This is a genomic window from Prevotella sp. E9-3 (assembly GCF_022024015.1).
In the GTDB taxonomy this organism is placed as follows: domain Bacteria; phylum Bacteroidota; class Bacteroidia; order Bacteroidales; family Bacteroidaceae; genus Prevotella.
This window is the reverse complement of sequence record NZ_CP091786.1, coordinates 1,349,405-1,371,184: the sequence shown is the minus strand read 5'-3', so window position 1 is coordinate 1,371,184 and position 21,780 is coordinate 1,349,405. Positions and strand designations below refer to the sequence as shown.

General features: G+C 49.0%; 18 protein-coding genes and 5 tRNA genes. 19 read left to right on the top strand and 4 right to left on the bottom strand.

Going from position 1 to position 21,780, the window contains the following annotated elements; genetic code table 11:
* Window positions 1-25 precede the first annotated feature (25 nt).
* The 9 genes from L6475_RS04830 to mnmA all read left to right on the top strand — a co-directional run bounded on the left by L6475_RS04830 (window position 26) and on the right by mnmA (window position 9,943).
* Window positions 26-1,780, top strand: coding sequence for a glutamine--tRNA ligase/YqeY domain fusion protein (locus L6475_RS04830; protein WP_237823014.1), 1,755 nt, complete (start codon window positions 26-28; stop codon window positions 1,778-1,780).
* Window positions 1,781-1,783: 3 nt separating this feature from the next.
* Window positions 1,784-3,205 carry a tetratricopeptide repeat protein gene (locus tag L6475_RS04825; RefSeq protein ID WP_237823012.1) on the top strand — a complete coding sequence of 474 codons (1,422 nt, stop codon included), beginning with the start codon at window positions 1,784-1,786 and terminating at the stop codon, window positions 3,203-3,205.
* A gap of 65 nt (window positions 3,206-3,270) precedes the next feature.
* A complete protein-coding gene (locus tag L6475_RS04820; protein WP_237824019.1) occupies window positions 3,271-3,897 on the top strand; it encodes a DedA family protein in 627 nt (208 codons plus the stop codon).
* A 387-nt stretch (window positions 3,898-4,284) separates the two neighbouring features.
* A complete protein-coding gene (locus L6475_RS04815; RefSeq protein ID WP_237820996.1) occupies window positions 4,285-4,647 on the top strand; it encodes a hypothetical protein in 363 nt (120 codons plus the stop codon).
* A gap of 23 nt (window positions 4,648-4,670) precedes the next feature.
* The gene (locus L6475_RS04810; protein WP_237820994.1) at window positions 4,671-5,582 is read left to right on the top strand and encodes an IS3 family transposase; all 912 of its coding nucleotides are present in this window, start codon (window positions 4,671-4,673) and stop codon (window positions 5,580-5,582) included.
* 644 nt (window positions 5,583-6,226) lie between these two features.
* Complete coding sequence (locus tag L6475_RS04805) at window positions 6,227-6,445, top strand: hypothetical protein (RefSeq protein ID WP_237823010.1); 219 nt, start codon at window positions 6,227-6,229, stop codon at window positions 6,443-6,445.
* 77 nt (window positions 6,446-6,522) lie between these two features.
* Window positions 6,523-7,590: a mannose-1-phosphate guanylyltransferase gene (locus tag L6475_RS04800; RefSeq protein WP_237823008.1), complete on the top strand. Its 1,068-nt coding sequence runs from the start codon at window positions 6,523-6,525 to the stop codon at window positions 7,588-7,590.
* 48 nt (window positions 7,591-7,638) lie between these two features.
* Entirely contained in the window at window positions 7,639-8,811 is a 1,173-nt protein-coding gene (locus tag L6475_RS04795; protein ID WP_237823006.1) for a GDP-L-fucose synthase, read from the top strand.
* Window positions 8,812-8,857: 46 nt separating this feature from the next.
* A complete protein-coding gene (gene mnmA, locus L6475_RS04790) occupies window positions 8,858-9,943 on the top strand; it encodes a tRNA 2-thiouridine(34) synthase MnmA (protein WP_237823004.1) in 1,086 nt (361 codons plus the stop codon).
* Window positions 9,944-9,972: 29 nt separating this feature from the next.
* Here the strand turns inward: mnmA and L6475_RS04785 are convergent, their stop codons facing one another.
* Window positions 9,973-10,770: a glycoside hydrolase family 25 protein gene (locus tag L6475_RS04785; protein WP_370641659.1), complete on the bottom strand. Its 798-nt coding sequence runs from the start codon at window positions 10,768-10,770 to the stop codon at window positions 9,973-9,975.
* Window positions 10,771-11,026: 256 nt separating this feature from the next.
* Between L6475_RS04785 and L6475_RS04780 the strand changes: the two genes are divergently transcribed.
* From L6475_RS04780 to gldE, 7 genes are all read left to right on the top strand, one after another.
* Window positions 11,027-11,102 (top strand) — tRNA-Gly (locus L6475_RS04780).
* 45 nt (window positions 11,103-11,147) lie between these two features.
* Window positions 11,148-11,229, top strand: a tRNA-Leu gene (locus L6475_RS04775).
* Between the two features lie 31 nt (window positions 11,230-11,260).
* Window positions 11,261-11,344, top strand: a tRNA-Leu gene (locus L6475_RS04770).
* A 25-nt stretch (window positions 11,345-11,369) separates the two neighbouring features.
* Window positions 11,370-11,442 (top strand) — tRNA-Gly (locus L6475_RS04765).
* 44 nt (window positions 11,443-11,486) lie between these two features.
* The gene (locus L6475_RS04760) at window positions 11,487-12,041 is read left to right on the top strand and encodes a hypothetical protein (protein WP_237823002.1); all 555 of its coding nucleotides are present in this window, start codon (window positions 11,487-11,489) and stop codon (window positions 12,039-12,041) included.
* 72 nt (window positions 12,042-12,113) lie between these two features.
* Entirely contained in the window at window positions 12,114-12,599 is a 486-nt protein-coding gene (locus L6475_RS04755; RefSeq protein ID WP_237823000.1) for a single-stranded DNA-binding protein, read from the top strand.
* Window positions 12,600-12,626: 27 nt separating this feature from the next.
* Complete coding sequence (gene gldE, locus L6475_RS04750; RefSeq protein WP_237822998.1) at window positions 12,627-13,943, top strand: gliding motility-associated protein GldE; 1,317 nt, start codon at window positions 12,627-12,629, stop codon at window positions 13,941-13,943.
* A 280-nt stretch (window positions 13,944-14,223) separates the two neighbouring features.
* On the opposite strand, the gene L6475_RS04745 is transcribed toward gldE, so the two are convergent.
* The gene (locus L6475_RS04745) at window positions 14,224-15,534 is read right to left on the bottom strand and encodes a clostripain-related cysteine peptidase (RefSeq protein ID WP_237822996.1); all 1,311 of its coding nucleotides are present in this window, start codon (window positions 15,532-15,534) and stop codon (window positions 14,224-14,226) included.
* A 212-nt stretch (window positions 15,535-15,746) separates the two neighbouring features.
* On the bottom strand, window positions 15,747-16,922 hold the full coding sequence (gene nspC / locus L6475_RS04740) for a carboxynorspermidine decarboxylase (RefSeq protein WP_237822994.1): 1,176 nt from the start codon (window positions 16,920-16,922) through the stop codon (window positions 15,747-15,749).
* A gap of 90 nt (window positions 16,923-17,012) precedes the next feature.
* On the opposite strand from nspC, the gene L6475_RS04735 reads away from it, so the two are divergent.
* Both L6475_RS04735 and L6475_RS04730 read left to right on the top strand, forming a co-directional pair.
* The gene (locus L6475_RS04735; RefSeq protein WP_370641658.1) at window positions 17,013-17,588 is read left to right on the top strand and encodes a hypothetical protein; all 576 of its coding nucleotides are present in this window, start codon (window positions 17,013-17,015) and stop codon (window positions 17,586-17,588) included.
* An 85-nt stretch (window positions 17,589-17,673) separates the two neighbouring features.
* Window positions 17,674-18,066, top strand: coding sequence for a C-GCAxxG-C-C family protein (locus L6475_RS04730; protein ID WP_237822993.1), 393 nt, complete (start codon window positions 17,674-17,676; stop codon window positions 18,064-18,066).
* A gap of 645 nt (window positions 18,067-18,711) precedes the next feature.
* Here L6475_RS04730 and L6475_RS04725 read toward each other — a convergent pair.
* Window positions 18,712-18,796: transfer RNA gene (locus L6475_RS04725), tRNA-Ser, on the bottom strand.
* Between the two features lie 175 nt (window positions 18,797-18,971).
* On the opposite strand from L6475_RS04725, the gene L6475_RS04720 reads away from it, so the two are divergent.
* On the top strand, window positions 18,972-21,605 hold the full coding sequence (locus L6475_RS04720) for an endonuclease MutS2 (RefSeq protein ID WP_237822991.1): 2,634 nt from the start codon (window positions 18,972-18,974) through the stop codon (window positions 21,603-21,605).
* The last annotated feature ends 175 nt before the right edge of the window (window positions 21,606-21,780 follow it).

Here is a 21,780-nt window from a genome sequence, read left to right as displayed (position 1 = left end):
CTAACACTTCATTTAGAATTAGAATATGTCAGAGAAAGTAATTACTGAAAGCGAAGAGAAAAAATCCGTTAGTTTCGTTGAACAAATTGTCCGTGACGACCTTGCGGCCGGCAAAAACGGCGGACGTATCCAGACCCGTTTTCCACCTGAACCCAACGGCTATTTGCACATAGGCCATGCCAAGGCCATCGCTATCGACTTCGGTTTGGCTAAGAAATATGGCGGCGAATGCAACCTGCGATTCGATGACACCAACCCTGTAAAGGAGGACACCGAGTATATAGAAAACATTGAGCAGGACATCAAATGGTTGGGCTATCAGTGGTCAAATGTTTACTATGCTTCTGACTATTTCCAACAATTGTGGGACTTTGCCGTTTGGCTCATCCAGCAGGGACGTGCCTATGTTGATGAGCAGAGTGCCGAAACGATTGCCCAGCAAAAGGGTACAACCACCAGCCCCGGCACCAACTCACCGTTCCGCGACCGCCCCATTGAGGAGAACCTTCGTCTCTTCGAGTTTATGAACAGCGGCAAATGTGAACCAGGTTCGATGGTACTGCGTGCCAAGATTGACATGACCCATTCGAACATGTTGTTCCGCGACCCACTTATCTATCGTGTACTGAATATTCCCCACGTGAAAACTGGTGATAAGTGGAATGCCTATCCCATGTACGACTTCACTCATGGTCAGAGCGACTATCTTGAAGGAGTCACCCACTCACTCTGCACACTCGAATTTGTTGAACATCGCCCCCTCTACGACCTGTTCGTAACATGGATGAAAGAATGGAAAGGCGAAACTACGGATATTGAAGACAACCGTCCCCGTCAGACTGAGTTCAACAAACTGAACCTGAACTATACACTCATGTCTAAGCGTAACCTCCTGGCTTTGGTACAGAACGGCATGGTGAGCGGATGGGACGATCCCCGCATGCCAACTATCTGCGGATTCCGTCGTCGTGGTTACAGTCCTGAGAGTATTGTAAAATTCATCGACAAAATTGGTTATACCAAACTCGATGCTCTGAACGACATGGCATTGCTGGAGAGTGTAGTACGCGATGATTTGAACTCACGTGCCATCCGTGTATCGGCAGTACTCGATCCAGTTAAGGTGGTTATTACCAACTATCCAGAGGACAAAGTTGAACAACTCACCGCTGTGAACAATCCTGAGAACGAGGCCGATGGAACTCACGAGGTAGAGTTCAGCCGCGAGTTGTGGATAGAGCGTGACGACTTCCAGGAAGTGGCCGAGAAAAAATTCATGCGCCTGGCTCCTGGCAAGGAAGTTAGATTAAAGAACGCATATATTATCAAGTGTGACGAAGAGCACCCCTGCGACAAGGATGCCGATGGCCACGTAACCACCATCTACTGTACCTACGATCCTGAAACTCGCAGCGGAATGCCCGGTGCCGATCGAAAAATTAAGGGCAAGACCCTTCACTGGGTGAGTTGCAAACATGCCGTAGAGGCTGAAGTTCGCCTATACGACCGTCTATGGAAAGTTGAGAATCCTCGTGATGACATGGCTGCTATTCGCGACGAGCAACAGTGCGATGCTATCACTGCGATGAAACAAATCATCAACCCCGATTCACTCCACGTACTGAAGGGCTGCTATATCGAACCGTTTGCCGCCACGATGAAATCGCTAAGCTATCTGCAGTTCCAGCGCATTGGCTATTTCAACGTCGATCCTGATTCTACACCCGAACACCCGGTATTCAACAAAACCGTAGGTCTGAAGGATACTTGGAAGAAATAAAGAATGAAGAATACTGGCGACGAATATTTCGACTCACAAGAATTTATCGATCTGCTGGCCCAATATGAAAAGGCCGTGCAGAACAACGAGCCTGTTTTTCTCGATGCCGATGAACTGGCCGAGATAGCCGACTATTACCAGATGACCGACCGCCCCACTGAGGCGAAGTCGGCCATCCAGTTGGCTTTGAGTCTGTCGCCAGGTGCCATTGCTCCCCTCACCTATTGTATTCACGAAGCCTTGTACTGCGGTGATACGAAAAAAGCCTGGCAATTACTCGATCAGATTACTGAACGCGACGAGCCCGACTACATCTACGATCGTGGCGAGATTATGATTGTTGAAGGAAGCACCGACGAGGCCGATGCCTATTTTCTCGAGGAATTCAAGAATGTCCCCCCCGAAGAGAGTCAGGACTACGTAGTCGATGTGGCCAACATATACAGCGACTACGGTGTGAGCGATAAAGCCTTGGAATGGATGCAACGTGCAAAACCCGAGAACACGCCACAGTTCAAGGAACTCATGGCTCGTACCCTTTTCGGACTTGGCAAATACCAAGATTCCCAGCGTTTGTGGAATGAGCTCATTGAGCACGATCCGTTTCAAAAACGCTATTGGAACGCACTGGCCACTACCCAGTTCATGAACGAAGACTACTCAGGTTCTATCGAGAGCAGTGAGTATGCCATTGCTATTGATCCTGACGATCCTGAAGGCATCGTGGCAAAAGCAAACGCCCTTTATCGATTGGGTAATTACGAGAAAGCGTTGGAGTATTATCGCCGATACCTTCAGCAAGTGCCTGACGATGAGTTTGCCATTCTTCACGAAAGCACATGCCTTATCAACACAGGACAAAACGATGAGGCGCTTCAACGCCTGCAGCAAGCCGTCCAGGTGGCTCCACCTGACTCACCTTATCTGGCCGACATCTATCAGGAGATTGCCTTTGCCTACAGCGAGAAAGGGAATCCTGACGAGGCTATTAATTATCTCGACATGACCAACACCCTTGAATGCGACCACCTACAGGTGTGTGTAGTCAAAGGTCACGTCATGCTTCAGGCAGGCCGTGTGAATGAAGCTCAGGAATATTTCCGTCAAGCAGTAGTCAGTAGCGACGAGCCCCAGCAAACCTTGTTGCGCATCATTGTTTCACTCTACGACAACCACTACTTAGAGGGTAGTTACGAAATGATGCACAGGTATTTCCAGCTTGCGGGCGAAAACAGCAATGAGGGATATGCTTACATGGCCTTGATCTGTCATGATTTGCGGCGACATGAAGAATACCTCAGATATCTGAAAAAGGCATGCGCCTGCAATCCGAAAGAGTGCCAGATGGTGCTTGGCCACCTATTCCCCAAAGACATAGACCCTGAGAACTACTACTCGTATGTTCAAGAGCGGTTGAAGCAATAATGCAAAACGACAACTAAAAACGATGCAACACAATCATCAACTGTCATTGCATCGGTAACAAACAACTGAATATGATAACATCTTTACTTAATAACCTGAACTACGGTACCATCCTACTGCTCATGCTATTGGAAAGTACCGTCATCCCCGTGCCATCTGAATTAGTTGTAGCTCCTGCAGCCTATCATGCAGCAGGCGGTTCGCTCAATGTTTTTCTGGTAGTACTCTTTGCCACTATCGGAGCCGATCTTGGTGCCTCCATCAACTATTTTGTAGCTCTCTATGTGGGACGTCCTGTCATCTACCGGTTTGCCAACAGCCGTTGGGGCAAGATGTGTCTCTTGAATCAGGAGAAGGTTGAGAAGAGCGAGCGTTATTTTGATGAACATGGTATCGCAGCAACCCTTACGGGCCGACTCATTCCCGGTATTCGTCATCTCATCTCCTTACCAGCCGGTCTGGCTCGTATGAACTACTGGAAATTCCTTCTTTACACCACGATTGGCGCAGGTGCCTGGCACTCTATCCTGGCCCTAATGGGATGGTACATGCATGCCGTAGTGCCCGAAAACGAACTTGAAGCCACTATCGAACAGTACAATCACTATATTGTTTATACTATCTTTGGCCTACTGTTTCTGGCAATCATCTGGATGGTGGTAAAACATAGAAAAAATTCTCAAAGAGAATAATTAATGGGGGGCTTGCTTAGCAAGCATCCTTTGGCCGAGAGGGGGAAAAGATTCTGTTGTTTGGAAAAGTCTTTTTCTCCTCTTTTTCCACCTTTCTATTTTTTGTTTTTCCTTTTATTTTTTTCGAAAATCAAGACAAATAAAATTCTCAATCTAGAACGGAGAACCCTTCGTTTTGCTCCTCATTATGTGTTCTTACCCCATCGCTTGAAGCGAAAAAGAATCAATTTCACCACTTTTTTCCGTTTTTATATCCTAAAATGCATATTTTGGCGCATTTTTCTTGATATGATTGGAATAGTTTTACTGCTATAGTGAAATAGCACTTGTTTTTCACCATAACTTGTCTTTTTGTAAATAAGGTTGACACCTAAATTACAGAAAGTGATGAAAACAAGTAAGGATTATCTTCGTTCAAGTATGGATCGTGTTCATTTGCGACAAGAGGTGTATAGGCTTTATCGTTTAGAGAACCTTCCCCTTAAGGATGTTATGAAAAAAACAGGTTTGGGTCATGGTACAGTTTACCAATATCTTCGTACCTTTGAGGCCGAAAACCCAGAATTAGTTGTTCAAATGAAGAAACGTAAGGATGTAACCCCTGATGATTACAAGAAGCTGCAGGCAGAGATAGCCCGTCTTCAGAGTGAGTTGAAACAAGAGAAGTTGCGTGCCGACTTTTATGAGGAGATGGTAGCCTTCGGCAAGGAGGTATATGGCATTGACTTAAAAAAAGCTGGCACCAAGTAGTCAGTAGGCTATACACCCGCGACGTGAAGGCTTACCCCGTCACGTCACAGTGTAAGCTGCTTGGTGTGTCAACCCAGGCCTACTATAAGCATGGTGACACGGATCTTCGCAAGTTGGCGGAGGAGGCGTTCTGCGTGGAGTATGTCAAGCGTATCCGTCAGAAGGACCGCGGCATCGGCGGCGGCAAGCTTTGGCAGATGTACAGGAAGGAGTTCGGCGACGTCCACAGCGTAGGCTACAACCGTTTCTATGATATCATTGAGAAGTATAACCTGAAGGTGCGTAAGCGCAAGCGTCGCGCTAAGACGACCGATTCCGACCACGACCTGCCCCTGTACCCCAACCTGGTGAAGGAACTCATCCCGCTGCGTCCCAACCAGCTGTGGGTGAGCGACATCACCTATATGGTCATCTATCTGAATGCCCAGACGGGCGAATACGACTTCTGCTACCTGTCGCTTGTGACAGACTACTATACAAAGGAAATTATCGGCTGGTGCGTAGGCGAGACATTGGAGGCCAAGTTTGCCATCGAAGCCCTGGAAATGGCATTGGGCCGGCTTGGAGGCAGACGGGATGTTGATCTTATTCACCACTCTGACCGTGGCGTACAGTACGCAAGCTACGCCTATACGGACATCTTGAGAGAACACAACATTAAGATCAGCATGACCGAATGTGGAGACCCAAAGGACAATGCTGTGGCAGAACGTGTCAACGGCATCGTCAAGAACGAGCTGCTTCAGGGAATGTCTTTCTTCTCAATACAGGAGGTCAGGAAGGCTTTGAAGGCTGCCATCGACTTCTACAACAACGAGCGTCCGCATATGAGTCTTGACTGGAGAACGCCTGCAGAAGCGGCGCTCTGCACGGGAGAACTGAAGAAAAAGTGGACAAGCTACAGAGAAAAGGCCATCAAAAGCTTGGCTGCATGAAATTATTTGTGTAGCTTTGCAGACGACTTTGGGGCACAACCTAATTTGTGAATAGAAACAAACATCGTCAACTGATATCATAAATAAGCAACAACAACAGTCAACTGAGATTAACAATAAGTATTAACCAAAGTCAATCGAAAATACAAATAAGACTCGAAGTACTCAACTAAAATCGTTAAAGTACAACTCAATGTCCGCTATACTGCAATAGAATGGTAGTTGCATTGCAACTGAATGGTAATTGCATTGCAACTGAATGGTAGTTGCATTGCAACTGAACGGTGGTTGCAGTATAGCAGAAGTCCCATTGCAGCATAATAGAAGTTCTACAACAGAGGCATATCAGAAGATTACCAATATAGACACAACATCTTGATAATCAAACAGTTCTAAAAGAAACCAAGACTCGTCAAAACTAGCGTATTTCCGACCACTTTCCGTTTGGTGAATTTGACGCGAGTTTTGGGCCCGATTAAGCACGTAAAACCAAGGCAAAATTGGTCACTTTTTGCACCATTTATCCATTTCCATTAACACACAAATATAGGAGTAAGTTTTCTTTCAAAAAACTCAATCAAAAAAAATAGTGTTAATTATATAAAATTATGTAATTAGGTACGCTCGTAGGAGACGACATCTATATGGCGGTACCTGTTGCCACAAGTACTAGTTTGACTGGCAAAGGCTACTACATCCGCAATGGAAACAATTATGATGTAGCTACAGGCTTGGCCGAAGAAGGAACGACCTACTACAAGAAATATACCGTTCTTGGAGTCGATATCCGGGGCAACGTCTATGGCGGTGGCAATAATGCCGAGGTTACAGGAAACACGAATGTTGTGATAGGTGCCCAATAACATAAAATTATCTATTTATTTGTTATATTCGTTTTTTTTGTATAATTTTGCCGATTATTACATTAAAACAAACAACTATGGCTCGAATAAACAATCATATTGTTATCATGGCAGGCGGTGTAGGCAGTCGTTTCTGGCCTATGAGTACTTCCGAGAGACCCAAGCAGTTTATAGACGTGTTGGGTACGGGTAAGACACTATTGCAACTTACCGTCGAACGCTTCGGAACGCTTGTTGAACCCGAGAACATCTGGGTAGTAACAAATGCCAGATATGCCGACATCGTGGCTGAGCAGCTGCCTTCGATACCCAAAGAGAATATATTGTGCGAACCTTGCCGTAGGAACACAGCCCCTTGTATAGCCTACGTTTCGTGGCGCATCAAGAAGAAGGACCCAAAGGCAAATATTGTGGTGACTCCCTCTGATCATATCGTGATGGATGTAGAAGAATTCCGCCGGGTGATTAAATCTTGTATGAACTATACCGGCGAGAGTGACGCCATCGTCACCTTGGGCATGAAACCCACACGTCCTGAAACCGGCTATGGGTATATTCAGGCTAACTTGGGAGCTTCATCATTAAGCAACAAGAATATCTACCGAGTTGACTCGTTCCGCGAAAAGCCCGACCTTGAGACGGCTATGGAGTATATTCAACAGAACAACTACTATTGGAACGCAGGTATATTCATCTGGAACGTAAACACTATTGTGAACGCATTCCGAGTGTACCAGCCTCGAATGGCAAAGATTTTCGAACAGATGCTACCCGTTTACGGAACGCCGGAAGAGCAAGCTATAGTAAACGAGAAATTCCCAACCTGCGAGAACATTTCCGTTGACTACGCTATTATGGAGAAGGCTGAAGAGATATTTGTTTGTCCTGCCGACTTCGGATGGAGCGATCTTGGCACTTGGGGCTCACTACTCACCCAATCGAAACGCGACCTCTACGGCAATGCTGCTATCGGAACAGACGTACAACTCGTAGAATGCCACGACACTATCGTTCATACCACACAAGAAAAGAAAGTAGTGGTTCAAGGACTAGACGGATATATCGTTGCCGAGCATGATGATACGTTACTCATCTGCAAGCTTTCGGAAGAGCAACGAATCAAGCAATTCTCGGGTGAGAACTAAAGGAACAGAAAGAGAGAATCAAAGGAACATAAAGAGAGAATCAAAGGAATGCTGAATAAAGATTCTAAAATCTACGTAGCGGGACACCACGGACTTGTGGGTTCCGCTATTTGGAATAATTTACTACATAGAGGATATACCAACCTCGTAGGTCGTTCACATAAGGAACTGGACCTTACCGATCAGGTGGCAGTCAGGAAGTTCTTTGACGAAGAACAGCCAGATGCCGTCGTGTTGGCAGCAGCTTTCGTAGGCGGCATTATGGCCAATAGCCTGTATCGTGCCGACTTTATCATGATGAACATGAAAATCCAATGCAACGTCATTAGCGAAGCATTTGCTCATCATGTGAAAAAGCTTCTATTCCTGGGATCAACCTGTATTTACCCGAAGAATGCTCCACAACCCATGAAAGAAGATTGCCTGCTCACTTCGCCCTTGGAATATACCAACGAGGAGTATGCCATCGCCAAGATAGCCGGTTTGAAAATGTGTGAGAGCTACAACCTGCAGTATGGTACCAACTATATTGCCGTGATGCCCACCAACCTCTATGGTCCTAACGACAATTTCCACCTGGAGAACAGTCATGTGATGCCAGCCATGATGCGTAAGGTGTATCTGGCCAAACTGATTCACGATGGCGAGTGGGAAAAGATAGCTATTGACTTGAACAAGCGACCGGTTGAAGGAGTGACAGGTAATGCTTCGAAAGAAGAGATTCTGAAGGTTTTAGAGAAATACGGTATCTACAGCAATCGCGTGGTCCTTTGGGGCACCGGTACCCCACTCCGCGAATTTCTCTGGAGCGAGGATATGGCCGACGCTTCCGTCCACGTGCTGCTGAACGTCAACTTCAGCGACATCATCGGCATAGAGAAATACTCAAGCGTTCATTACGGAGCAACCACCGATGGAGCCGTTGACAGGAATCATAGCGCAGGGCGAGGAGGCGCCATTCCTAAACTAGGCGAGATTCGCAATTGCCATATTAATGTAGGAACAGGCAAGGAACTGACCATCCGCCAGCTTTCAGAACTGGTAGCCAAGTCGGTAGGTTATGAAGGTACCATCGAGTTTGACAGTTCTAAGCCAGACGGAACGATGCGCAAGCTGATTGATGTTGAAAAACTTCATCAGTTGGGATGGACCCACAAGGTGGAAATTGAAGATGGTGTTCAGCAATTGTTTGACTGGTATAAGGAAAGTCTGGTGAATTGACTGATAGAAGAGAAATCTGGTGAATTGACTGGTAGAAGGAATTAGAATGAAAGAAAACCTCAAGGATAAGCGTATAGCAGTATTGTTGTCGGGCGGCGTAGATAGTGCCGTAGTTGTTCATGAGCTTGCCTCAATGGGCCAGAAACCCGATTGTTTCTATATCAAGATTGGTCCGGAAGAGGATGAGGAATGGGACTGCACATCTGAAGAAGATATGGAAATGGCCACGGCCGTAGCCCATAAATACGGATGCAAACTGGAGGTTGTCGATTGTCATAAGGAGTATTGGAATCAGGTGACACGCTACACGATGGAAAAAGTGAAAGCTGGCCTGACGCCCAATCCCGACGTGATGTGCAACCGACTCATCAAGTTTGGAGCCTTCCACGAAAAGCGAGGACACGACTACGACTTGATAGCCACGGGTCACTATGCGCAGACAGAAATAGACGAAGAAGGACGCAAATGGCTCACTACCAGTCCCGATCCGGTAAAGGACCAGACCGATTTTCTGGCTCAGATTAGCGATTGGCAACTGAAAAAAGCCCTCTTCCCCATAGGCCACTTTGTAAAAGACGAAGTACGCCAAATAGCTGAGCGCGAGCATTTAGTAAACGCTAAGCGAAAGGACTCGCAGGGCATTTGTTTCCTCGGAAAGATAAATTATAACGACTATATCCGCCGCTTCCTAGGCGAACAGCCTGGCGATGTGATTGAACTGGAAACGGGCCGTCTGATTGGAAAGCACAAAGGATTGTGGTTCCACACCATAGGCCAGCGCAAGGGAATGGGATTTGGCGGCGGTCCTTGGTTTGTGGTAAAGAAAGATGTTGACAAGAACATTCTATACGTTAGTCATGGCTACGACCCGCAAACGGCCTATAAGCAGAACTTCTCTATCCACGATTTCAACTACCTGACACCTTTGCACGAAGATGAATCCCTACCCCATCGCATCACGTTCAAAATCCGTCACACGCCCGACTATCTGCCAGCCACACTCGAAACCACCTCAGAAGGTTTTATCGTGCATGCAGACGCACCCATTCACGGCGTAGCACCAGGACAGTTCTGCGTGGTTTATGACGAACAGCACCACCGTTGCTTCGGTTCAGCAGAAATAGGCATCTGATGGATGCCTATTATTAATAGGCAGGAAAGTTATCGCCTATACTTCAATTCGCGCAGGCCGTGACTGCCCATAAACCTACTCTTATCCACATAGCCTATTACCCCGTTGATGCGACCCTTGGCCGTATATTGCCAGAGACAGATGTCGCGGTCGTCGGCCAATACTGGCTCTTCATCGGTGTACATAGCAATCATCAACAGATAGTCGTCAATTTTTCCCACAAGATGCTTGTTGTAGAAATTTCTTCCAGTATATATAAGAGGTTTCTGATGATAAGTAGCCTCCATCATGTCCAGAAAGCGGAACAGAGAATCGCAGAACTCCTCCGAGTCGAGCCCCCCCGTGCTTTCCACATCGAGCATGGGGATAAGGTCTTGTTCGCCAGGCAGACATTGGGTACGGAAATTGGCCATCTGCTTCACCAAATCCGTTTTTGGACGGAAAAAATGATACGAGCCCACTTTCAGCCCATAGCGATGAGCCAGTTCGATATTCTCTTCATATCGGGAGTCAATTCTGTCGCCGCCTTCGGTAGCTTTCAGATAGACGTAAGCCATCCTGCTGTTGTCGCCCACCGTTTCCCAGAACACTTCACCCTGATAATGGCTCATATCGATTCCGTGAACGTGCCCACAAGTATCCTCACACATCACGTAAGGGTTTTCGTGAATAGTAGGCGGCCGTTGAGGGGCCTTCCGTTTTTTCTTCTTCACCACGCGGTGGGTACGTGCCTTACTCCGCCGACTACTCTTTGACCGTTGTGCATCAACAGAACCAATAGCAAGAAAGGCCATCAGCAAGGCCAGCAATATAGTAAACTTCTTCATAAGTATTATTCGTTATTCTTTTCCAAAACGAGCAAATTTTGTTTGACTCTGCAAAAGTACAAAAAAATATATTGAATGTCTTTACCAGTTAGCACTTTTTATATATAATAATGTATATTGAGTGGGGAGTGCCTGTAAGTTTCTGCTTTTTCTCAAAAAAAAATTAGAAAAGTTTTGGCGGTTTGAGAAAAAGTAGTACCTTTGCAACCGCAATCGAGAGAGATGCCTAAGAAACTTGAATTTCTTTGAAAATAATGCGGAAATAGCTCAGTTGGTAGAGCACAACCTTGCCAAGGTTGGGGTCGCGGGTCCGAGTCCCGTTTTCCGCTCCACATTTTGAAACAAAGAGCGTTTGAACGAGGGTTCATTCGTAAAATGCCCAGGTGGCGGAATTGGTAGACGCGCACGTTTCAGGTGCGTGTGCCGCGAGGCGTGCAGGTTCGAGTCCTGTTCTGGGCACTCTTTTTTCAACATGATTAACTCTCATGTTGGAGAGGTGGCGGAATTGGTAGACGCGCTACTTTGAGGGGGTAGTGTCAATTGCGACGTGGGAGTTCGAGTCTCCTCCTCTTCACTTTTTTATTTTTTTGTTATAAGTTGCGGAAATAGCTCAGTTGGTAGAGCACAACCTTGCCAAGGTTGGGGTCGCGGGTCCGAGTCCCGTTTTCCGCTCTTTTTTTTGTTTATATAGGAAAACATCAATCGTACTCTTCAATATGAATTTATATTTAAGGTATTTCGACAAAGAAACATTGGTTAGTTCTGCCGATGAAGCTTTGGATTTTTTGTGCAGTATTGGCGAAATAGATATTACCCCAGATTTGGAAAACGATATTCGTGAATATGCTGCCAGCGATGTATTTTTCCCCAAACGCTATAAGATTCGTCCACGCGTATATTTTATTATCATCAAGACCGAAGCAGCCACTATGGCCGACTTCAAGGAGAAGCGTGCCGTACGCCCTGCCCCCAATAATGAGAAGGGCCGCGCTAACAGTACGGTAATGAAACTGAACGAGGAGCGTGACGGATGGTATGAGGGCACTATCGACTTCAAGCGTGTACAGATGGTTCCCGGCACAGGCAAGTTCCAGTATCGCGACACTCATTTCGTGGCTGTGGTACGTGCTATTTCGGGTATTGACTGCTACAACCGTATTGTTGAACATTTGCGCCAGCGTGTTGACGACCGCAGCCAGTTCCCTTCTGCCAAAGGAAAGAACTTCAAGTTCCGCTATATGGGTATGGCCAAGGATATGGTTGGACAATAAGAAGGAAGCTGACAAGTAGGAAGCAGACAAGTAGGAAAAGGAATAAGAAAAAAAAATAAGGAGTAGCCGATTATGAACAAGGTAATGCTGATAGGTAATGTTGGACGCGATCCTGAAGTACGCTATGTTGACCAGGGACAGGCAGTAGCCCGACTGACGATGGCCACCACCGAGCGTGGCTATACCCTTCAGAATGGTACGCAGGTGCCCGACCGTACGGAGTGGCACAACGTGATTCTGTGGAGGAAGCTGGCCGAGATAGTAGAGCGTTATGTTCATAAAGGCGACAAGATTTATATAGAAGGCCGCATTCATTATGCCTCGTATGACGACAAGCAGGGCAAGCGCCAGTTTTATACCGAGATATGGGCTGACAATATGGAACTGCTTTCGCCTAAACCTGCCAGTCAGGGCAATGGTGCTCCTTCTGCCGCCGCAGTTCCTTCTGCCGGCAGCAATCCGACTGGTAATGCCCAGGCAGGTAGCGCTCAGGCAGGCGATACTTCGGCAAGTGCCAATAATTTTTCGGCCAACGATAACGAGGAGCTGCCATTCTAAAGTCTCAGACTTGCGAGAGGATTTAAAATGGACTATCTTTTAGAACTACTCAACGAAATTGACTTTATGGCTCCTTCCCTTGGAGCCATCATTTCTATCACACTTGCAGCCTTATTACTACTGGCATCGGGTTTTGCCTCGGGATCGGAAATAGCCTTTTTCTCACTTTCGCCTACCGACCTGAACGAACTCGATGAAGGGAAGAGCGAAGCCGACGCCCGTATCATTATGCTTCGCGAGGATTCTGAACGCACATTGGCCACTATTCTTATTACGAACAATCTGGTGAATGTGACCATCATTATGCTTTGCAACTATTTCTTTGCCCATACGGTAAGCTTTGGTAATGCCTATTGGGTAGAGTTTATCGTGATTACGGTTCTGCTTACTTTCCTGCTGCTTCTGTTTGGCGAAATCATGCCTAAGGTGTATTGCGCTCAGCATGCCCTGGCAGTTTGCCGCACTTTTGCAGGAACCATTATATCGCTCCGCCGGATGTTCTATCCTTTGGCCACGATTCTGATACGTTCCGGTTTTCTGGCCGAGAAGGTTGTTCAGAAGGAGAACCACGCCTTGAGTATGGACGACTTGGAGCAGGCGCTTGAACTGACCGACAAGGACGAGCTGAAGGAAGAGAAGGACATGCTGGAGGGTATTGTTCGCTTTGGTGACGAGACGGCCAAGGAGGTGATGACCAGTAGGCAGGATATTGTGGCGCTCGACTTCCGTTCTCAATTCTCGGACGTACTGGCGTGTGTGGTTGAGAACAACTACTCGCGCATTCCGGTCTATCAGGGCTCGATGGATCAGGTGCGCGGCATTCTTTATATTAAGGACCTGCTGCCCCACTTGTCTAAGCCTTCTACGTTTCGTTGGCAGTCGTTGATTCGCCCGCCCTATTTTGTTCCCGAGACGAAGAAGATTGACGATTTGCTTCGCGACTTTCAGGAGAATAAGGTTCATATTGCCATCGTGGTTGATGAGTTTGGCGGCACGAGCGGACTGGTTACGCTTGAGGACATTCTGGAGGAGATTGTGGGCGAGATAAACGACGAATACGACGAGGAGGAGAAGACCTTTGTGCGCCTGTCGCCCACTACTTTTGTGTTTGAGGGCAAGACGCTATTGTCGGACTTCTGTAAGATTCTGAATCTGGACGCCGAATTGTTTGAGGATGTCCAGGGTGATGCCGACACGCTGGCGGGCCTGATGCTTGAGTTGAAGGGTGACTTTCCTGTTGCCCACGAGATACTGGAATTCAAGAACTTGAAGTTTGAAATGGTTGAAATGGACGAGCATCGCATTTCAAAAATCAAGGTTGTAATAGCCGGTAACGCGAATTAAACAAGTTTCTTTTTGGCTGGCGGGAAAGAAATTGGAATAATTCAAGTTTCGCATATTACGAAGATAGAGGTAGATAGAGGTAGATAGCCGCTTTTCAGCGGCAGAAGATAGAGGACATTACTCCATCTGTGGTAATTCTGCAGAAAAACTATTGTCATTTATCTCCTTCTATCTCCTTCTGTCTCCTTCTGTCTCCTTCTATCTCCTTCTGTCTCCTTCTGTCTCCCTTTATCTTCAAGGCAAGCGGAGCTTGCGAAAGTTAATGAACTATGAATCTGGTTTACCAGCCGTTGAAGTCGTGGAGGGCGGCGGCGTGGTACCAGACGGTGTGCTTGATGCTGGCGTTGTAGCCTTCGAAATTGACGCCGTAGAGGGTGTAGGGCAGGTACCAGGAGTTCCAGGAGTTTTGGGGCACGAACATGCTGACGCCACCATAACGCTCGTCGGAAAGGTACTTGAATACCGAGGGAGAAACCTGTCCGGCGGTCATCCACCCGTTTCTGGAATATAGCCGATAGACCACCACCTGGTCGTAGGCCTGCTTCCAGCTGAGGTAGGCCTGTGAGTCGGCATATCGGAGGAGGAAGTCGTTCATGTCGTACATCACGTTTTCGCGCTGGTTGTTGACGTCGCCGCGATAGTATATGAGTCCCTTCATGGAGGGATAGCCTCCTGCGTCCAGGGGGAGGAAGGAGTGCAGGGCGGCGTTGGTTTGCAGGGCCAGTTGTGGCAGATGTTCGGTTTTGACGACCGAGATGGGTGTTTGGGCGCTGATGGAGATGCCGTCCCATCCGCCGTTGGAAACGGTGGTTTGATTGACCTGCTTGAAATAGGCGTCGGCGATGGTCTGGTAGAAATGTTCGGACGGTTCGAAGAGTCCCTTGGTGAGGGTGACGTAGGGTGCTCCCTCGGCTGGCACTTCTGCAGGCGAACCGATGATATAGTCGGCCACGTCTTTCAGTTCGTAGGCACTCTCTATGCATTGGAACTGGCAGCAGTCGGCAAAGATGAATTTGAGGTGCTGCCATTGGCGCAGTACGGATGCGAGTGTTGAGAGGTTCATCCATTTTCCTACTACCGACGACTGGTTCTGCCCGTTGTCTATGCCGAAGGCGCGGCGACTGCCTGTACCCTCGCCTGCCTGCTGGGCCTGAAGGGAAGCGGATGCCTGAAGGGAAGCGCCTGCCTTAGTAGTAGAAGCGGAAAGGGAGTCTTCCACGATCCATCCCGAGCAATGGCCCCAGAGCACGAGGCCGTACTCCTTGGCGGGATAGTACTGTGAGGTGTAGTTGAGTATGCGGCTCATGGTCTGCGGGTCGGACGACAGGTAGTCGGCTTCGAGGGTCATGGAATCTACGGTTTCTCCATTCTGAATCCAGAGCACGTAGGGCAGATGGGGCACCACCTGCCGGTTGTCGTCGTAATAGGTCTTGGCGTCGTCCACATATACCACGAGGGCGTTGTTGCCTATTCCTTTCGAGCCTTGGCGCAGTTCTACCAGTTCTTGTGAAATATAGGAGCTGAGGTTGTTCTCGCCCGACATATAGATGAGTACCGTCCGTTCGAAGGGTCCTCTTGGCTGTTCGGGCATGCCGGGCATCCTTGGCTCGTCGGCTGCGGGGTCGTCCTGGGTGCAGGAAGCGAGGGCCAGCAGCAGGCTGAAGGCAAGGAGAAGGATGTGGGGCATCCGGAGGCGAACCTTATGTGGGGAGAAGCTCTTGTTCATTTCTTTTTTGTGGTCTATAATGCTGAAGCTGTGGTGGTGTTTTTTTAGTCCATCCGACTCTGCGATAGTCTTTTTTTTTAGTCCATCCTACTGCAATAGTCTTCATATCCGTACTCGCGCAGCACTTCGAGGGTGCCGTCCTGATGGAGCATTCCGATGGAGGGATGGGTGATGCCGTTGAACATGTTGGTTTTGACGGTGGTATAGTGGATCATGTCTTCGAAGATGACTTCCTCGCCCACCAGCAGTTCGTGGTCGAAAATCCACGATCCCATGAAGTCGCCGCTCAGACAGCTGTTTCCTCCCAATCGGTAGGCGCCCGATGTGGTCTCTGTCTGCTGAGGGGCCTCGTTCTGTTGAGGATTATCTGTCTGCTGAGGGTTATCGTTCTGTTCTACGAGCTTTGCGCCTCTCACCTCGGGGTGATATGGCATTTCGAGGCAGTCGGGCATGTGGCAGGTGAAGCTGACGTCGAGGATGGCCGTGCGGATGCCCTTGTCTTCTACTACGTCCACCACATGACTCACCAGCGGGCCTGTCTGCCAGGCGAAGGCGCTGCCGGGCTCGAGTATGATTTTGAGCCATGGATAGCGTTCGTGAAGTCCGTTGAGAATGCTGACGAGCAGTTCCACGTCGTAGTCCTTTCGGGTCATAAGATGACCGCCGCCCAGGTTGAGCCATTTCAGCTGCTTGAACCAGGGGCCGAACTTTTCCTCTATATGCCTGAGGGTTCGCTGAAGCACGTCGGCGCCGCTCTCGCAATGGCAGTGGCAGTGGAAGCCTTCTATATCGGGGGGCAACTGCCGGGGCAGCTTGTCGGCCGACACGCCAAAGCGGGTGCCTGGCGCGCAGGGGTTGTAGAGCAGGGTTTCCACTTCCGAATATTCGGGATTGACGCGCAGTCCTATCGAGGCCTTCCCCCTCACCCTATCGTGATAGCGTTGGTACTGGGAGAGGGAGTTGAAGGTGAGGTGACTGGAGCAGCCGACTATCTGGTCTATCTCGTCGTCGGTATAGGCAGGCGAGAAGGTGTGTGCCTTGGCGCCAAACTCCTCGTAGGCCAGTCGGGCTTCGGAAAGCGAGCTGGCGGTGGTGCTGCCTATATACTGTCGGATGATGGGGAATGTCTTCCACAGGGCGAAGGCCTTGAAGGCGAGGATGATTTCCACGTCGGCCCTGCGAGCCACGTCTTGTATGACACTCAGGTTGCGGCGGAGCTTTTTTTCCTCGATTATATAGATAGGTTTCGACATAGGGTTCAATCTGCTGCTATTGTTTTTTTGTGATAAACTATTCTAATTAATGGTGCAAAATTACGAATTATCAATCACTTTTGAGTACCTTTGCCCACATATTTAATAAGAATTGTGAAATGGAGGGAGAACATTATGGTTGAGAATTTTGAACAAGAACTGCACTCTGACCTGCATCAGTACCTCCTGTCGTTGGGCAAGGTTGACGAGCGGCTGCCTGAGTGCCCCGACGTGGAAGAGAAGTGGGAACAGACGGCCCGGGCGTATATTCCCGACGGCATTCGCGAGTTTGTCGACTACCCCTCGGTGTCTCTGGGCTGGATGATGTATATCGGCATGGCCGTGGCCAAGATGTGGGACACGGAGTGGGAAATCTACTCCAAGCTTGACGACCTTTATGCCTATATGCGCCAGAAGCGTGGCTTCGACTGCCTTGACGAGTACGTGCGCCAGGAGGTGCTGAGGCTTGAGGGCGAGGAGTATGCCGCCGCTGAGCGTCTGGTAGGCGAATGTGCCCAGCGTGTTTATAATGCCCTTCGCCGCCAGGGCATCGAGCCGGGCACCAAGGAGGCCTTCAACGCCTATGTGGCCTGTCTGCACCAGTTGTACCTTTTCGGGGCTGCCATCCAGTTGAACCGGATGGGGTATCACATGGCGAGGATGTGATTTCTGCCGCTGAAAAGCGGCTATCTACCTCTATCTTCCTATATCTTCGTAACATGCGAAACTTGGAAATAGAATAAAGAACTTTATGATGGAATCAAGAGCACAAATAGCAGCCGAGAAGAAGCGCTGCAACAGTCACAACTGCGCGCAGGCCATTCTGCACACTTATGCCGACGTGGCTGGCATCAGCCCCGAGGAGGCCATGAGCATAGCCGGGGCCTTTGGCGCCGGAATGGGCAATATGGAGGGCACTTGCGGAGCGCTGGTGGGTGCCGGTCTGGTGCTGGGACTGGCCAATAAGGACAAGGCCAAGTCTATGAAGCAGATGCGTCAGATTATGACTCAGTTTCAGCAACGCAACGGGGCCACCCAATGCAAGTTGCTCAAGGGTGTGGGCACGAAGGTGGTGCTGCGCGAGTGTCCCGACTGCGTGGCCGATGCGGCTGAGTTTCTGGAGAACTGTTTGGATGGGGAATGAACGGAGATTCTTTGAACACTAATAAAATTCTGTACCTTTTTAACCAAAACCGGGTACTACTACGCAACTTTTTGTATCATAATAATACGCGCTGAAGCGATTGAAATAATGATTGACAAATAGAACAATTCTGCCATTATATTACATTGCAACTACCAATCTATTAGATTGCTACTACCATTCTATTGGATTGCTACCGACATTCTATTGGATTGCTACTGCCTTTCTATTGCAATATAGCAGATGTTCAGTTACAGTGAAAAAGTGCTACTTCACCATAGCAGTTAAGACAATTCCGTCCTATCAAGAAAAATAGCGTCAAAATATGCGTTTTTCTATGAAAAAGTAGGAAAAAAGTGGCAAATTTAGCAATTTTCAACTCTAAAATAATGGGGTAAAAGCACAAAAGAAGGGGCAAAAACAAGGGTTTCCCGTTCTAGATTGAGAATTATATTTGTCTTGATTTTCGAAAAATCATTTTCCCAGCCCACTTCACGTGAGCCCGGCTTATATTTTCGAGAGGGATTCGCGCTCGGCCCGAAGGGACGCTTGCGAAACGGAGTGAAGCAAGAACCCCCGACCGTGGGGTGAGACATCCCCCTCTTGAACGCAAAAAAACGCCAAGCGAAAGCTTGACGTTCTTTGCGGAGAGAGAGGGATTCGAACCCCCGGTGCCTCTCAGCACGGCGGTTTTCAAGACCGCTGTAATCGACCACTCTACCATCTCTCCTTGTGCTCGATTGCCTCGAAAGCGGGTGCAAAGTTAAGGAAAAATTCCGAGAGCAAAAACTTTGAGGCAAATATTTTTCGTCCAACAGTACAGATTTAACCTTTTTTGACGAAACAAGACCGCATTATTATATACCTTATAATGATATATCACAAAAAATTCGTACTTTTGCAACATGATTTATCCCAACAATTACGAACAGAAAATAGGTTTCAACGAAATACGCTCCCTGCTCAAGGAACGATGCCTCAGCACGCTCGGAAAAGAGAAAGTGGACGAAATGGCATTCTCTGACAACGCAGCCCAGGTGAACGAGTGGCTCTGCCAGGTGAGAGAGTTCAGACAACTCACAGAAGCGGCCGACGACTTCCCCATGCAGTACTTCTTCGACATGCGACAGCCCGTGACACGCATCCGCATGGCCGGCACACACCTCGAAGAAAACGAACTCTTCGACCTCAGACGCTCGCTCGAAACCATCCACCAGATGGTGGAATATTTGGGACCCTCCCCCTCAGATCAGTCGGAGGAGGTCCCTTACCCCGCCCTCGCCCGCCTGGCAGAAGGCATCATAACCTTTCCGGCCATCATACGACGGATAGACAGCATCATAGACAAGTTCGGACGCATCAAGGACGGAGCCACCATGACCCTGGCAGGCATTCGCCACGAACTGCAGAAAACAGAAGGCAACATCTCACGCACACTATACACCATTCTGCACACAGCCCAACGCGAAGGACTGGTGGACAAGGATGCAGCACCCACCATGCGCGACGGCCGACTGATGCTGCCCGTGGCACCAAGCGTGAAACGACGCATCAACGGTATAGTGCACGACGAGAGCGCCACCGGCAAAACCGTATTCATAGAGCCCGCCGAAGTGGTGGAGGCCAACAACCGCATTCGCGAACTGGAGGCCGAAGAGCGACGCGAGGTGATACGCATACTCACCGTGTTCAGCGACGAACTGCGCCCACACGTCAAAGACATACTCGAGAGCTACCAGTTCATGGCACGCATAGACCTCATCCACGCCAAGGCCGAACTGGCCAAGACCTTCAAAGCCTACGAGCCGAAGGTAGAGAGCCGCCCCCATATGGACTGGATACAGGCCGTACACCCCCTGCTGGCACTCTCGCTGGAAAAACAAGACAAGAAAGTAGTGCCACTCGACATCATGCTTGGCAGAGCAGAGAGTCCAGAACTCTCACCTCTCCGCTCGACCTTTGGTCGCTCGCAAGGCGAGAGCTCTCACATTTTAATTATCTCCGGACCCAACGCAGGCGGAAAATCCGTTTGCCTCAAAACCGTAGGACTGCTGCAGTACATGCTGCAATGCGGCCTGTCCGTGCCCATGAGCGAACGCTCCACCTGCGGCATGTTCAGCAACATCATGATAGACATCGGCGACGAGCAGAGCATAGAAGACGACCTCTCCACCTACTCCTCGCACCTGATGAACATGAAGATGATGATGCGCAACGCCAACGACCACACCCTCCTGCTGATAGACGAATTCGGAGGCGGCACAGAACCCACCATCGGCGGAGCCATAGCCGAGGCGGTACTGAAGCAGTTCTGGCAGAAAAAAGCCTACGGCGTCATCACCACCCACTATCACAACCTGAAGCACTTTGCCGAAGACCACGAGGGAGTGGTCAACGGAGCTATGCTCTACGACCGACACCAGATGCAGGCCCTCTTCCAACTGTCAATAGGACAGCCCGGCTCGTCGTTCGCCATCGAGATAGCCCGAAAAACAGGCATTCCCGAAGAGGTGATCCAGGATGCAAGCGATATAGTGGGACGCGACTATATTCAGAGCGACAAATACCTGCAGGACATCGTGCGCGACAAGCGATACTGGGAGGGCAAGCGCCAAACCATTCACCAGCACGAGAAGAACCTGGAGGGACGCATTCAGAAATACGAGTCGAGCATAGAAGAAATAGAACAAGAGCGCAAGGCCATCCTGCGACACGCCAAGGAACAGGCCGAAGAACTGCTGCGCGAGAGCAACCGAAAGATAGAAAATGCCATACGCGAAATTCGCGAACAACAGGCCGAAAAAGAAGCAGCCAAACGCATACGCGAGGAACTGGAGGCCTTCAAGCAGGAGGTGAGCGAGATAGACACCAAGGCCAACGACGAGATGATAGAGCGCAAAATGCGACAAATACAAGAGCGAAAAGAGCGAAAAGAAAAGCGCAAGGCCGAAAAACAGAAATTGGAGGAACAACTCTCAACTCTCCACTCTCAACTCTCACCTACTGCAGCGGTAGCAAACTCTACACTCTCCACTCTCCACTCACCACTCACCCCCGGCTCTTCCGTCCGCATCAAGGGCCTCACCTCGGTAGGCGAGATAGAAAGCATAGACGGAAAAATGGCCACCATCATCTTCGGCGGCATGAAAACCAAGATGCGCCTGGAGCGACTCGAACCTGCCACCAAGCCCAAGAACGACAGCTCGAAAGCCGAAGAACGCAACGCCAGCATCGCCGGCAGCTATGCCACCGTATCCAACAGCACCCGCTCGGCCATCGACTCACGCAAGCTGAACTTCCATCAAGACCTCGACGTGAGAGGCATGCGAGGCGACGAGGCCATCAACGCCGTCACCTACTTCCTGGACGACGCCATACTCGTGGGCATGAGCCGAGTGCGCATTCTCCACGGCACAGGCACAGGCATCCTGCGCCAACTCATACGCCAATATCTGGGCACCATCCCCAACGTCTCTCACTACCGCGACGAGCACGTACAGTTCGGCGGCGCCGGCATCACCGTAGTGGACCTGGAATAGTAATAGTGGACTTCTTCAAATAAGACCACGAGTTTTTTTAAAAAAAGACCACGAATTTTACGAATTATACGAATTTTTTAAAAAACAACGGATTGAACGGATTGAACGAATTTTTATTCCAAGGGAAATTTATTTCGAATGGCATCTAAAGATGCTGCGAATGCTAATAACAATT